This window comes from Streptomyces sp. NBC_00620, from assembly GCF_026341825.1.
Taxonomy (GTDB): Bacteria; Actinomycetota; Actinomycetes; order Streptomycetales; family Streptomycetaceae; genus Streptomyces.
This window is the reverse complement of record NZ_JAPENY010000001.1, coordinates 1,694,370-1,708,280: the sequence shown is the minus strand read 5'-3', so window position 1 is coordinate 1,708,280 and position 13,911 is coordinate 1,694,370. Positions and strand designations below refer to the sequence as shown.

General features: G+C 70.7%; 10 protein-coding genes. 9 read left to right on the top strand and 1 reads right to left on the bottom strand.

The window, feature by feature from the left end; translation table 11 throughout:
• The first annotated feature begins 108 nt into the window (after window positions 1-108).
• The 6 genes from OG246_RS07765 (at window position 109) to OG246_RS07740 (ending at window position 8,984) form a co-directional block, all read left to right on the top strand.
• Window positions 109-1,305, top strand: a complete 1,197-nt coding sequence (locus tag OG246_RS07765; RefSeq protein ID WP_323178279.1) for a peptidoglycan bridge formation glycyltransferase FemA/FemB family protein — start codon at window positions 109-111, stop codon at window positions 1,303-1,305.
• A 68-nt stretch (window positions 1,306-1,373) separates the two neighbouring features.
• Window positions 1,374-2,927: a murein biosynthesis integral membrane protein MurJ gene (murJ, locus tag OG246_RS07760; protein ID WP_323178312.1), complete on the top strand. Its 1,554-nt coding sequence runs from the start codon at window positions 1,374-1,376 to the stop codon at window positions 2,925-2,927.
• A gap of 23 nt (window positions 2,928-2,950) precedes the next feature.
• The gene (locus tag OG246_RS07755; protein ID WP_266457784.1) at window positions 2,951-3,634 is read left to right on the top strand and encodes a response regulator transcription factor; all 684 of its coding nucleotides are present in this window, start codon (window positions 2,951-2,953) and stop codon (window positions 3,632-3,634) included.
• A gap of 50 nt (window positions 3,635-3,684) precedes the next feature.
• Window positions 3,685-5,106: a HAMP domain-containing sensor histidine kinase gene (locus OG246_RS07750; RefSeq protein WP_266463958.1), complete on the top strand. Its 1,422-nt coding sequence runs from the start codon at window positions 3,685-3,687 to the stop codon at window positions 5,104-5,106.
• Window positions 5,103-5,717: a hypothetical protein gene (locus OG246_RS07745; RefSeq protein ID WP_266457781.1), complete on the top strand. Its 615-nt coding sequence runs from the start codon at window positions 5,103-5,105 to the stop codon at window positions 5,715-5,717. Before OG246_RS07750 ends, OG246_RS07745 begins: the two co-directional genes overlap by 4 nt.
• A gap of 189 nt (window positions 5,718-5,906) precedes the next feature.
• Window positions 5,907-8,984 (top strand): FG-GAP-like repeat-containing protein, encoded by a 3,078-nt coding sequence (locus OG246_RS07740; RefSeq protein ID WP_266457780.1) that lies wholly within the window; start codon window positions 5,907-5,909, stop codon window positions 8,982-8,984.
• Between the two features lie 44 nt (window positions 8,985-9,028).
• On the opposite strand, the gene OG246_RS07735 is transcribed toward OG246_RS07740, so the two are convergent.
• Complete coding sequence (locus OG246_RS07735) at window positions 9,029-9,802, bottom strand: polysaccharide deacetylase family protein (protein WP_266457777.1); 774 nt, start codon at window positions 9,800-9,802, stop codon at window positions 9,029-9,031.
• Between the two features lie 244 nt (window positions 9,803-10,046).
• Between OG246_RS07735 and OG246_RS07730 the strand changes: the two genes are divergently transcribed.
• The 3 genes from OG246_RS07730 to OG246_RS07720 all read left to right on the top strand — a co-directional run bounded on the left by OG246_RS07730 (window position 10,047) and on the right by OG246_RS07720 (window position 13,766).
• Window positions 10,047-10,667, top strand: a complete 621-nt coding sequence (locus tag OG246_RS07730) for an RNA polymerase sigma factor (RefSeq protein ID WP_266457775.1) — start codon at window positions 10,047-10,049, stop codon at window positions 10,665-10,667.
• On the top strand, window positions 10,664-11,290 hold the full coding sequence (locus OG246_RS07725) for a hypothetical protein (protein WP_266457773.1): 627 nt from the start codon (window positions 10,664-10,666) through the stop codon (window positions 11,288-11,290). Before OG246_RS07730 ends, OG246_RS07725 begins: the two co-directional genes overlap by 4 nt.
• Before the next feature lie 598 nt (window positions 11,291-11,888).
• Complete coding sequence (locus OG246_RS07720) at window positions 11,889-13,766, top strand: serine/threonine protein kinase (RefSeq protein ID WP_266457771.1); 1,878 nt, start codon at window positions 11,889-11,891, stop codon at window positions 13,764-13,766.
• The last annotated feature ends 145 nt before the right edge of the window (window positions 13,767-13,911 follow it).

The window sequence follows — 13,911 nt, the reverse complement described above, 5'->3', positions numbered from 1 at the left end:
GTCCCGTCACACTCACCGCGCGGAGCGGTCATGGTCCGCTGTGAGCATCCTTTGCGACCCCGCGAAAAGGCCCGCGAAAAGGCCCGGGGAGAAGGAGAGGCTCAGACTGTGTCAGCGCTGCTCGTGCCGCCCAGCCGCGTGCCCCAGCCACGGAACCCGGGCGTGGCCCTGCGACCCATCACCGCGGAGACCTACCGCGCCTTCCTCGCGTCCCCCGACGGCGCCGCCCTCGGCGCCGGTTTCCTCCAGTGCCCGTCCTGGGCCGACGTCAAGGAGGGCTGGCGCTCCCAACTGCTCGGCTGGGGGCCGGATCCCGAGGCAGGCCGACTGACCGGCGTGGCCCTGGTGCTGCTGCGGCAGTTCCCCGGCACCCGCAAGTACTTCGCCTACCTCCCCGAAGGGCCCGTCGCCGACTGGAACGACCCCGACGTCGACGGCTGGCTCGGTCAGCTGCTCGAACACCTGCGCCGCGCGGGCGCCTTCGCCGTGCGCATCGGCCCGTCGCCCGCCTACCGGCGCTGGGACGCCGCCCTGCTCAAGCCGCTCGCCGGCCCTGGCCGACGCCTGGGTGACGTCCTCGCCAGTGAGGTCGACCCGCTCGGCACCGCCGTCGCCGAGCGGCTGCGGGCCCGGGGCTGGCGCCGCTGCGGTGGTGACGGGACCGGAACGGATGGCGATGCCCAGCCCCGGCACGTCTTCCACGTACCGCTCGCCGGACGCACCACGGAGGACCTGTGGTCCGGGCTCAACCAGGAGTGGCGGCGCAATGTGCGCCGAGCCCGGAAGGAGGGCGTGGAGGTGGTGGTGGGCAGTGCGGCCGAACTCCCCGAGTTCCACCGGCTGTTGGGCATCACCGAGCGACGCGACGGTTTCCGCCTCGGCCGCTCGCTCGCCTACTACGAGCGCCAGTACGCGGCGCTCAACGCCGAGGAACCGGGCCGGATGAAGCTCTACCTCGCCCGTCACCAGGGAGAGATCCTCGCCGCCCACACGATGATCACGGTGGGCCGCCGGGCCTGGTACCAGACCGGCGCCTCGGCCGACCACCGCCGCGAGGTCCGGCCCTCCAACGCCCTGCAGTGGCGGATGCTGCTTGACGCCCACGCCCTCGGCGCCGACGTCTACGACATGCGCGGGGTACCCTCCACTCTCGATCCTGAGGAACGTACGTACGGACTGCTGCGGTGGAAGCTCGGCACCGGAGGACAGGTCGTCGAGACGTTGGGGGAGTGGGAGAGACCATTGGGCGGCAGCGCCAACCACGCGCTCCACCGCGCCTTCCAGGCGTACCTGAACCGCCGATGACGCAGACGGCCCCGACGACCTCGACCACCACCGCACCGACGAAGACGGCGGCCCGCGGCAGCGCCGTCATGGCCGCCGGATCCATCGTCTCCCGTGCCACCGGCTTCGCCCGCTCCGCCGTCGTCGCGGCAGCGCTGGGCACCATCGGGCCGACTGCCGACGGCTACGCGGTCGGCAACGCCCTGCCCACCATCGTCTACATGCTGCTCCTCGGCGGCGCGCTGAACGCCGTCTTCGTGCCCGAGCTGGTCAAGGCCGCCAAGGAGCACGACGACGGCGGTACGGCGTACACCGACCGGCTCGTCACCGTCTGCGTCCTCGCCCTGCTGGCGATCACCGCGACCGCGGTGTGGGCGGCTCCCGCGATCATCGACGCGTACACCGACTACACCGGTCCGCAGGCGGCCATGACCACCGCGCTCGCCCGCTACTGCCTGCCCCAGATCTTCTTCCTCGGCCTCTTCACCCTGCTCGGCCAAGTACTCAACGCCCGCGGCCGGTTCGGCGCGATGATGTGGTCGCCGGTCCTCAACAACCTTGTCGTGATGACCGTGTTCGGGCTGTACCTGGCGCTGGCCATGGGCGGCGGCGACACGCTCACCGCGACCGAGACCGCCGTCCTCGGCTGGGGCACGACCGCCGGCATCGCCGTCCAGGCACTCGCCCTCGTCCCCGCGCTGCGAGCCGCCCGCTTCCGCTGGCGGCCCCGATTCGACTGGCGCGGCAGCGGACTGACCCGCCCCCTGCGGGCGGCCGGCTGGCTGGTGCTCCTCGTCCTGGCCAACCAGGCCGCGTACTGGGTCACCACCCGCCTGGCCACCACCGCGGGCCTCGACGGCGGCCCCGGATACGGCGCGTACAACAACGCCTATGCCCTGTGGGTCGTACCGCACGGCATCATCACGGTCTCCGTGGTGACCGCGCTGATGCCCCGGATGAGCGCGGCCGCCGCCGACGGGGACACCGCCGCCGTGCGCCGCGACGTCTCCCACGCCCTGCGCATCTGCGCCTCCGCCGTGGTCCCCGCCGCCTGCGCGCTGTTCGCCCTCGCCCAGCCGGTGATGGCCCTCGTCTTCGGGTACGGCAGGACGGGCGCCGACGACACGGCCGCCATGGCCGGGATCCTGATGGCCTTCGCGCCGGGACTTCTCGCCCTGTCGGGCCAGTACGTCCTGTCCCGCGCCTTCTACGCGCTCTCCGACACCCGTACGCCGTTCCTGCTCAACCTCGTGATCGTCGCCCTGAATGCGGGACTGTCCCTGACTGCCGCACACCTGCTGCCGGCCCGCTGGGCCGTGACGGGCATGGCGGCGGCGTACTCCCTGGCGCTGTGCGCGGGCTGGGCGGTGACCGGCCTGGTGCTGAGCCGCCGGCTCGCCGTCGTACGCCCCCTGCGCTCGTCCGCCGTCGGCGCCCACGCGCGGCTGCTGCTCGCCGCCGTCCCCGCCACCGCGCTCGGCCACCTCGCGGCCCTGGGCACGGCACGAGCGGGGTCCCTGGTCGCCGCAACTGCCGGGGCGGCTGTTGTCGTCCTCACCTTCGCTGTGCTCGCCCGTCCACTGCGACTCGCCGAACTCGACGCGCTGCTCTCCGGCGTACGCCGCAGACGCACCCGGACCTGACCATCACCTAGGGAGAACCGCCGATGCCCCGCGTGCTCCTCATCGAGGACGACCCTTCCGTACGCGAGGGGGTCGAACTCGGTCTGCGCCGCCGCGGCCACGAGGTACGGGCGGCCGCGACCGGCGAGGCCGGCCTCGCCGCGATGGCCGAATTCCGGCCCGATCTGCTGCTGCTGGACCTGATGCTGCCCGGCATGAACGGCGTACAGGTCTGCCGGCAGGTCCGCGACCACAGCCAGCTGCCGATCATCATGCTCACCGCGCGCGGCGACGACTTCGACGTGGTCATCGGCCTGGAGGCCGGTGCCGACGACTACATCGTCAAGCCCGCCCGTCCCGAGGTGATCGAGGCCCGGATCCGCGCCGTACTGCGCCGCATCGACGACAGCGGATCGGGCCGCCCGGCCATCGAGGTCTACGGCGAACTCACCGTCGACCGGGTCGGACTGACCGTCAGCAAAGCCGGCCGGCCGCTCGCGCTCGCCCCCTCCGAGCTCAAGCTCCTGCTGCACCTCTCCGGCGCCCCCGAGCAGGTGTTCAGCAGGCAGCAACTCCTTGAGCACGTCTGGGAGCACACCTTCCACGCCGACGCCCGACTGGTCGACGCCTGCGTCGCCCGGCTGCGCGGCAAGATCGAGGACGAGGTCGGCAGCCCCCGGTACGTCCAGACACTGCGGGGCTTCGGCTACCGCTTCGGGCCCCTGTGAGCAGCGGTGAGCGGTCGCGGGTCAGGGCGTTCGGGCTGCGTACGCGGCTGATGCTCGCCTTCCTGCTGGTCGCCGCCGTCAGCGCCGGCACGACGGCCGCGCTGACCTACCGCGAGGCCCGCAACGCGGTGCTCCAGACCGCCCAGGACACGGCGGTCACCTCGTTCCGTGAACACGTCGAGACGACGGCCTTCGCGCTGCCCGTGCTGGGAGGGAACGACCTGGATGAACTCCTGCGAGACATCGCCCGCAAGGGCAAGCCCCACCCCTGGGTGGTGTTCGCCGAATACGGTTCGGTCCGCGCCTCCTCGGGCGAGAACCCCGTCTCCACCGTCATCACACCCGAACTGCGCCGCGCCGCACGGTCCCCCCACGGCAGCTTCGAGCGGGTCGTCAAGGACGGCGTCCCCTATCTGACCATCGCCATGCCCATGGTCTTCAAGGCGAGCCCGGACAGCGAGCTGCCCAGCGGACTGGTCCTGTACGCCGTCATGCGGATGACCGACGAGCAGGTCAACGTCGACGCCCTCCTCATGGCCGGCCGGGACGGCGCCCTGCCAGGCCTCGCCGTGTCGCTGATACCCGGCCTGATCGCCGCGCGCAGCGTGCTGCGCCCGGTGCGCAAACTGCGCGAGGCGGCCCTGCACATGGGCAGCGGCCGACTCGACACCCGGATTCCGGTGCGCGGCAGCGACGAACTGGCCGACCTGGCACGGACCTTCAACAAGTCGGCGGGCCAACTGGAGCATTCTGTACGCGAGTTGCGCGAGGCCGAGGAACGCGCCCGCCGCTTCGCCTCCGACGTCTCGCACGAACTGCGCACCCCCCTCGCCGGAATGCTCGCCGTCACGGAGGTGCTCGACGAGGACGCGGACGGCCTGGACGCCGACACCGCCCGGGCGGTCCGGCTGGTCAGCGCGGAGACCGGAAAGCTCGCCGTGCTCGTCGAGGACCTGATGGAGATCTCCCGCTTCGACGCCCGCGCGGCCGAGCTGAACGCCGACGAGCTCGACGTCGCCGAGGCCATCCGCAAGACCCTCAACCACAGGCACTGGACCGACGACCGGATCCGCACCGAACTCCCCGACGGCATCCGGGCCCGCCTCGATCCGCGCCGCTTCGACGTCGTGATCGCCAACCTCGTCGGCAACGCCCTGCGGCACGGCGGCGCACCCGTCACCGTACGACTGCGCACCGAGCCACGCTCCCCGGGCCCGCACGTGCTGATCGCCGACGTCGTGGACAGCGGACCCGGCATCCGCCCCGAAGCGCTCCCGCACATCTTCGACCGCTTCTACAAGGCCGACGCGGCCCGCACCCGCTCGGCCGGCAGCGGCCTGGGACTGGCGATCACCCTGGAGAACGTGAAACTGCACGGCGGAACGATCTATGCGGGGAACCGCCCCGGGGGCGGTGCCGTCTTCGCCGTCGAGATACCGCTACACGTGGAGGGGGAGGGGGCCGGCGGATGAGGCGACGTGTGTCGGCTGTCGCTCTCGCCGTCGCGGCCGCCGTACCGCTGGTACCGCTGCTCGGTGGCTGCGGTATCCAGGAGACCGACGTCATCGAGGCGGGCGGTCCCGCCAGCTTCCAGGCCTTCTTCGACCGCGAGTACGAGATGCTGCTCTTCTTCCGCTCCCCCGACGGAGGGCTGAGCCCCGTGATCCGGAGCACCGGGTCCCCGGCCGGGTCCAGCGCCGAATTCTTCGGATACGAGCTGCCGGGCTCCGAAGAAACGCCGGAACCGGTGACGCCCGACCAGGTCGTCCTGGCGTTGCTCGACGGTCCGAGCGAGGAGGACCGGGCCGCGGGCCTGGGCACCGCCCTTCCCGCCGCCCGCCCCGGCGGGACCGTCGAGGTCGAGCCCGCCCCGGGCGGCAGGGTGACGACCCGCCTGCCTTTCCCCCTGAAGGGCCTGAACAGCACCGCTCTACGTCAGCTGACCTGCACGATCGCCTACAGCCAGGATCCCGACGGCCAGGTCGTCGTGGAACTGACGGGACAGGACGGGGCATCGAGGTCCGGCACCTGCGGACTCGCGCCCGGCAGCACGGGGACCACGCCGTCCGGGACGACCGGCTGAGAACAGGCGACTCCGCGATCTCCTTCCCCGGTACTCCTGATGGGCCTGGGCCTGCTGTTACTCTCATGCCCGCTGTGCGTGGGGGGCAGCTCGGGGGCTGGACATTTTCACAGCACCGTCAACGCGCGCCTGATCGGCCGCCGCCGTCCCGTCACGCCTTTCTCTGTTTGAGAGGTCCAGGAGACGTTGATGGTCCGTCGTACCACCGCCCGTACGACCGCCCGGGGCGTCGTCGCCGCGCTGGCAGTCCTCGCCGTGACCGTCGGTCCCGGCCCGTTCGCCGTCACGGCCGATGCGGACGAAGGCGTCGGGGGCACCGCCCTCGCGACGGAGAAGGTCTTCCAGGCGGACCGCTACATACCGCGGAAGGACCAGATCCACACAGCTGGCCCCAGTGGCTATCTGCATGTCCAGGAGGGGCGTTCCGGCTATCTGTGGACGTCGTACGACACCGGTGCGACGACCGAGCTGGGCGACCTGCCCCGGGCCGAACTCCCCGCGTACCTGGGGTCGTCGTCCGACGTCGTGGCCGATGTCGTCTCGCCGACCCAGAAAGTCGTCCTGCGGGACCTGTCCGCCGGTACCACCACGGACGTAGCCCTCACCCACGGCTCGTACACGGCCACCTTCGGCAGCCACGTGCTGACCCAGGCCCGGGATACCGCCGGCAACCGCGTCCTGTGGCTGTACGGCGACGGCGCGCCCGCCGACGGCACCCTCGTCGACGGATGGCCGACCGGAATCACCACCAACTTCAGCGTGGTGGGCGGCGACAGCACCACCGCCGTCATCGGGTACGCGTTGGCGAGCGGGGAACGGCACCTGGTGCTCGTGGACCTGGCCACCGCGAGCGTCACCGGCGACGTCGCCGTGTCCGCCGCTCCGACCTCCGTCGCGCTGAGCGCGGACCGGCTGGTCTGGTACCGGTACAACAACCCGGTGGCCCACGTCCTGGACCGCGCCGACCTCTCCGCCGCCGAGACGACGGTGACGCTGCCGGGGACGGAGGGGACCCCGTCCTTGGGCATCGCCGGACGCTGGCTGGTGGTGGCCCGCACCGTACCGTCGAGCCCGAGCAAGCCGGCCGACAGAGCCGGCGTGCCGCTGATGGCCGTCCCCCTCACGGGCGGGGACCCGCTCACCCTGCTTCCGCACGCGAACAGTTCCCTCGTCACGGCACCGGACGGCAGTCTGCTGGCCGTCGGCGGTGCCGACTCCGGGCACTGGGCGGTACGCCGGGTCACCGACACGGGGGCGGCCACCCCGACCCTGACGGAACTGACCGCCGTACCACCGGCGGCCGCGACTATCAGCCAACTGTCGCTGCAGAACGGCACCCTGGCCACCGACGAGCCCAACAGCAGCTTCCTGGGCGCCTACTACATTCGGCGGATCGCCGCCGACGGAACGCCGAGTGCGCCGGCCTGGCAGGCCTGGGACGGCCGCGGGGCGGGTCCCTATGCCACCGGCGACGGACGGGCGGTGACGTTCACCGCCGAGCCCGACCCCACCGTCGACTCGTACGTCGATTCCCTCGACCACGGGCAGGGCTTCTCCGTGCCCTCGGCCGCCGGGACCGTCCTCGACGTCACCGGCCACTACGCGATCGTCAACGGCACGTCCCCCACCAAGCAGTACGTCGGTGACTTCGGCCGCGCCTACACCTCGCCGATCGTCACCCGCTCCGTCACGGCCGCCTCCGTCTGGGGGACCGGCCTGTGGACGCCGGGTTCCGGCACCGGTGTCGTCACCGCCAAGGACCTGAAGACCGGCAAGACCACCGACACCGTCTCCACCGGCGCCCCGTGTGTTCCCAAGGAGCTCCAGGTGGTGGGCCGTTGGATCTACTGGTCCTGCGGCACGGCCGCGACCGCGGGCGTCTGGGACCGTACGGCGAAGAAGAACATCCCCGTCCCGTCCGGCGAGGCCCTGCTCGGCGACGGTTACCTCGTCCGGCACGACACCGCGGCCGGAGCGCTCCTTCTCACCGCCTTCGCCGACGGCACCGCGGCCACCCGCAAGATCGGCGACCTGGCGGCGGGCACCTCCAGCCTGCGCGGGGTGACCTGGACCGTGGACAAGTTCGGCGGGCCCGCGGCCTACGTCGATGCGGACAAGCGGATCCACCTGGTGCCCAGCGAGGTGGCCACCCAGCGGCTCGCGGTCATCGAGTCGGAGGTGAGGGACAACGCGTGGGGGAGCGACTCGGCCGCCAGCCCGTGGTGGCAGTGGCGCGGACAGCTCTCCAAGCCCGCCGCCTCCTGGACGGCCACACTGACCAGCAAGGTCACCGGCTCCGTGGTCCGTACGCTCTCCGGCGGAGAGGCGAGCGGCAGCGTGCCCGCGAACTGGGACATGCGCGACACCAAAGGCGCGCTCGTCCCCAACGGCACGTACACCTTCAAGCTGACGGCCCCGCCCGCCGACGGTTCAGGACCGTCGCTGACGGTGACGCAGACGCTGAAGGTGTCCAACGGAGCCGCCGTACGCCGCGACTTCACCAACAACGGCACCTGGGCGCCCGACGGAACCGGCGACGTCCTGACCCTCAACTCGTCCGGCGTCATCAGCTACCGCCCGGGCAACGGGACGGGAGCCTTCGGCGGGGCCATGCCGGCCTCGGGCTGGCCCTCCACCGTGACCCTGGTCCCCTTCGGCGACCTCAACGGCGACCGCCGCAACGACGTCCTCGTCCGGTTCAGCAGCGGCGAACTGCGGGTGTACAGGACCATGCGCGGGCAGGCCTTCCTCACGAGCACCCCGCGTACCTCGCTCGGCAAGGGCTGGAACCAGTACAACGTGCTGACCTCGCCCGGTGACGTCAGCGGCGACGGCCGCCCCGACCTCATCGCCCGCAACTCCTCCACCGGAGCGGTCTACCTCTACAAGGGGACGAGTTCCGGAAAGCTCTCGGCACGCGTGAAGCTCTACGACAACTGGAAGACGTACAAGAAGATCGTGGGCGTCGGCGACCTCAACGGCGACGGCGTCGGGGATCTGCTGGCCCAGGACAAGGCGAACAACCTGTACCGGTACTACGGCAAGGGCAACGGGACGTTCGCACCGCGCGTGAAGGTGTTCTCGGCCTGGGGAGGCTCCTACAACGCCATCGTCGGCGTCGGCGACATCACCGGCGACGGCAAGGCGGACATCATCTCCCGCGACACCTCCGGCAACGTGTGGCGCAACAGCGGTAACGGGAAGGGGTCGTTCGGGCCCCGCGCGAAGATCGCCTCGGGATGGCAGGCGTACAAGGGCGTGTTCTGACGGCTGGTGGGCGCCGGTGTGGCGGGCCTCGGCAGAGCCGGGGCTCAGCGCACCGGGAAGCCGAAGGAGTAGCCCTGCTCCTTGAGTTCGGGGAGGATCCGGCGCAGGGCCTCGACGGTCTGGGAGCGGTCGCCTCCCGCGTCGTGGAAGAGGAGCGTCGGCCCGTTGGGCAGCTCCCGCTCGACGGTGGCGACGATGGCGTCCGTGCCCGGCCGCTCGAAGTCCTTGGTGTCCACGTTCCAGCCCAGCGGGCGCATGCCGTGGGAGGCGGCGAGGTTGCGGCTGTACGGGGTGAAGGCACCGCCGGGCGCCCGGTAGTACATCGGTCGTACGCCCCCGGACGCCTCGGTGATCATGCGTTCGGCGTCGAGGATCTGCTGCGACTGGTAGGCCTGGGACTGCTTGTCCATGGTGGTGTCGTGCGACACCGAGTGGTCGCACAGCCGGTGCCCGGCCGCGACCACCTGCTTCACGAGGTCCGGGTGGGCCTGCGCCTGCGTCCCCACCATGCAGAACGTGGCCTTCACCCCGTACTCCCGCAGCACGTCGAGCACTTGAGGGGTCCACGCGGGGTCGGGGCCGTCGTCGATGGTGATGTTGACGCCGCGCGCGCCCTTGTCCGAGGCGTGCGCGATGGTCACCGCGACCTTCTTGACGTCACTGACCGGTGTGGCCGACGCGTTCGCCCTCGGGGACGAGCCGCCCACGGCACCGGCCTGCGCGGTCCACACCGAGGCACCGCAGGCGAGCAACGTCACCCCGAGCGCCGTGCCGAGCACTTTGCCGTACCAGCCGCGCCCGCCGTTGTGCCGCGCCATGTCCGCCCCGCCTTCACGCAGTTCTCGCCGATGTCATGGTCAACTCGCGACCAACTGGCAGGACGAGGATCAGCGGTCAATGGATGCGTCCGTTACCGATCAAGGACAATCCCGGAGTGGTTCCCGGACAACCGGGCGAGCAGCGGGAGGACTCCTACGGCGTCGGCCACGCGGTTGTGTTGGTCCGACCGGCGCTGTGCTGAAAGGAACCGGCCGTTGCCGGACACGACGGGTTGTGGAATCCATGACGGAAGAGGAGACGCGCCGGAAGCGGCAGGCGCGTTTCGAAAGACTGGCGCAGGTGGTGGTGGAACCGCTGCATCGGTACCTGCTGCGACGGGCGGGCGCAGACCTGGCCGAGGACGTCTTGTCGGAGACGATGCTGGTGCTGTGGCGTCGTATCGACGATGTCCCCGGGCCGGGAACAGGTTCCGCGACCGAACCCGCGACCGAACCCGATGCCGATCCCGATGCCGATCACAGTCCCGACGAAGTGCTGCCGTGGTGCTACGGGGTGGCACGGGGGTGCCTGGCAAATGCCCGCCGTGCCGACGGACGCAGGCTGCGTCTGGTGGAGCGGCTGATACGGACACAGCAGCGGCCTCCGACAGGGGCTGCCGATCACAGTGACCACAGCGACCTGCATGCCGCGCTCGGTGCCCTCGGGGCGCTGGACCGCGAGGTGGTGCAGCTGTGGGCGTGGGAGGAACTGGCGCCGCGTCAGATCGCGGAAGTCACCGGGCTGACCTCCAACGCGGTCAGCATCCGGCTCCACCGGGCGAAAAAGAAGCTCGCCGCACAACTGGGGCGAAAGGATGCCGAACGGTCCGGACACAAGAGGGATGAAGGAAGGAGCAGTCAGTGAACGACGACGAACTGCTGGCCCGGCTGAGGTCTGCGGATCCGGCACTGACCTCGAGTGCTCCGCTGCCCGACACCAACCGTCTTGTGGAGGCCACCTTGAACACCGACACCGACACCGCACTCCAGCCTGCGGAGACCGCCGCCGGCACCACGACCCGCCCTGCGAAGGCCGCAGGACGGGGACGACGCAATCTCTTCGGACTCGCGGCGGCCGCAGGTCTGCTCATGCTCGGAGGCGGCATCGCCGGGGGAATCGTGGCGGACAACGACAACGGTCACTCGATCTCGGCCGGCCCTCTGACCCTGACCGCCGAGAGCGGCTCCGCCAACCAGAAGTGCATGGAGCCCGTCCCCGACCAACTGCGCAGGTACCCGACCCTCTTCGAGGGAACGGTCACTTCCATCAAGGGCTCCATGGTCACCTTCCGTGTCGACCACTGGCTGCAGGGCGGTGACGCGGACACGGTCGTACTCGACAGCAACACGGACCAGCCGGAGACGCTGACGTTCACGGACGGTGAGCACTACATCGTGGCCGCCGAGAACGGCGTCGTCCCGTCGTGCGGCGCGAACTGGGCCTCGGCCGAAACCATCGCCAAGTTCCGCCAGGCATACGGAAACTGACCGCAAGGACCGCGCCCAAGCCCACCAGCAACTGCGGTGGACTTGGGCGCGCCGTCGGTTCGCACGCGTGGAGAGCCCCTCCGGGTGGTCGGCGGGCTGCCCCGCAGCGGCCGGGACCGCGGGTGGTACTGCTGTTCCTACCCTCGAGGCTGGCGGCTGCCGTGTTCCTTGGAGGATGATCGGGCACGCGAAGGATCCGGCGAGTCCGCTGACCGCGGCCGTCGGACCTTCATGACGTGAGATGGCGGCGCCGCCCTGCTTGTGACCGGGCCCCGTAGCGCCGCAGACCCCGAACCGGAGACAGTCAGAAGCCCTTGTCCAACCGAATCCGGGGCCTGACCGATCCAACACAGACCCCTCCAATGGCGGCCCAGCTCCTCATGGAACCGATCAACAGTCCTGGAGTCGCCCTGCGCGCGGCACTTGGGCCCGGCGCGCCTTGGACAGGGGCCGCTTCCCAGTATGATCGCCCCCTTCGACTGACAGGGCAATCCCCAACAAGCCCTGAGCGAGGGGCTGTTGGGCGTGTGTCCGGCCGGAGTAGCCCCGTGGCGCCGTCGGCCGGTTCGGTCCCTGAAGCAGCTGAAAGGAACCCACGGTGTCCGACGAAGGACGGCTGATCGCCGGCCGATACCGCATCCTCGACCGGATCGGCCGAGGCGGCATGGCCACCGTGTGGCGCGCCCACGACGATCTCCTCGGCCGCGAGGTCGCTGTCAAAAAGCTCCATCCCCAGCCGCACCTCGACGGCGACGAACTCGACACCCTCTTCGAGCGCACCCGTCGCGAGGCTCGCAGCGCCGCCCGGATCAGCCACCCCAATGTCGTTGTCGTCCACGATGTCGTGGACGACGAGGGCCTGCCCATCATCGTCATGGAGTACGTGCCTTCCACCACCCTCGCCGACCTGATCAAGGCACACGGCCCGGTCCCCCCCGAAGAGGCCGCCAGGATCGGCCGTGGCGTGATCGCCGCGTTAGGGGCGGCGCACCGGGCCGGGATCCTGCACCGGGACGTGAAGCCGGCGAACGTACTGCTCGCCGCGGACGGCCGGGTGGTCCTCACCGACTTCGGCATCGCCCAGGCCGCCGAGACCTCGGCTCTCACCCGCACCGGGCAGCTGGTGGGGTCGGTCGACTTCATGGCCCCCGAGCGTCTCGTCGGCGCCAAACCGGGCCCGGAGGCCGACCTGTGGGCGCTGGGCGCCACGCTGTTCCAGGCGGTGGACGGACGCTCACCGTTCCTCCGGGACACGGTGACGGAGACGATGTACGCCATCGCCATGGAGCCGGCCCCCGAGGTCCGGGACGCCGGGCCGCTGACCCCGCTGATCCAGGGCCTGCTCATCGCCAAACCGGCTGAGCGACTGTCGGCCGAGGACGCCGAGCGCCTCTTGCGGGCAGAGGCGAGCGCCGACCCGCGCCGAATACGCCGAGTGGGCCACTCCACCACTTCGCCCGCTGCCGCCCGTACGGGGGTCGCCGACGTTGCGGCTGCGGCTGCGGCGCCGAAGCCGGAATCGAGTGCGAGGCCGGAATCAAGTGCGAAGCCGGAACCGGACTCGAAGCCGGAACCGAGTCCGAAGCCGGAACCGGAACCGGAACCGGACTCGAAGCCGAAACCGAACCCGGGGCACAGAACACGCGAGGCATCCGCCGCCGACCCGGCAGCCGAACGCCCGCAGCCTGACACGACCGATCCGCAGGCGCGGCGGCCCTCTGGCCGAACGGACCGAACGGGCCTTACGGGCCGTACGGGCCGTAAGAAGAAACTGGTCCTGCTCGCCGCAGTGGTCGCCACGGCGGCACTGAGCACGATCGCCGCCCTGCTGGTCGACACGACGACGGAGAAGAACACCAGCGGCGCCAAAGCGTCGGCCGGCGCTCTCCCAGCCGGCGGCCCCACGACCTCGAGGTCCGCGGACAAGCCGACGGCCTCTTCTGCCTCCTCCTCACCGTCGAGCTCTACGAGTTCCAGCGTCAAGTCGCCGACGGCGCACACCCCGTCGCAGGAGTCGACGCCCAAGGCCGGACAAGAGAATCCCGACACGCAACCCGGAGACGAGAACCCGGCCACGAACAGCGGATCCGACTCATCGGACGCCCCGGCCGGCCAAACCCTGGTGGTCCCCGCCACGGAGAAGTGCCTGAGCCGCGGCGCCGGGACCGAGGGGATCCAGCTGGTCCAGGCCACGTGCGACGGCTCCGCGGCGCAGCGGTGGCTCATCGGATCGGATGGGACCTTCCGGTCGGCGGGAAAGTGCATGACCGTGGCCGGAGGGTCGAGCGATGACCGGACCGAGATCCAACTGACCGGGTGCAGCGGCGGCGCCAGTCAGCAATTCCACTTCTCCGGAACGGAACTGCTGGGTGATCAGTCCCAGAAATGCGTCACCATTTTCGGGGGCACGAGCGGAACGGTCGTGGTCCTCTGGGAATGCAACAACTGGGACAACCAGACCTGGACGATCCGATGACCCACGTCACCCCGTAGGTCTGGCCTCAAGTCCCTTATGTTGTCCGGGAGTTCGCCGCGATACTCGAAGAGGCCGCGCGCCGTGACCCAACCCGGCGTGAGTGTGTAACGAATCCGCTGGGCGGCAACAGAAGCTTCGTGTCGTC

Bases quoted from the DNA above. Each gene is read 5' to 3' on its own strand.
- murJ (WP_323178312.1), top strand. From the start codon at position 1,374: ATGGCCGCCGGATCCATCGTCTCCCGTGCCACCGGCTTCGCCCGCTCC.
- OG246_RS07755 (WP_266457784.1), top strand. From the start codon at position 2,951: ATGCCCCGCGTGCTCCTCATCGAGGACGACCCTTCCGTACGCGAGGGG.
- OG246_RS07750 (WP_266463958.1), top strand. From the start codon at position 3,685: ATGCTCGCCTTCCTGCTGGTCGCCGCCGTCAGCGCCGGCACGACGGCC.
- OG246_RS07745 (WP_266457781.1), top strand. From the start codon at position 5,103: ATGAGGCGACGTGTGTCGGCTGTCGCTCTCGCCGTCGCGGCCGCCGTA.
- OG246_RS07740 (WP_266457780.1), top strand. From the start codon at position 5,907: ATGGTCCGTCGTACCACCGCCCGTACGACCGCCCGGGGCGTCGTCGCC.
- OG246_RS07735 (WP_266457777.1), bottom strand. From the start codon at position 9,802: ATGGCGCGGCACAACGGCGGGCGCGGCTGGTACGGCAAAGTGCTCGGC.
- OG246_RS07730 (WP_266457775.1), top strand. From the start codon at position 10,047: ATGACGGAAGAGGAGACGCGCCGGAAGCGGCAGGCGCGTTTCGAAAGA.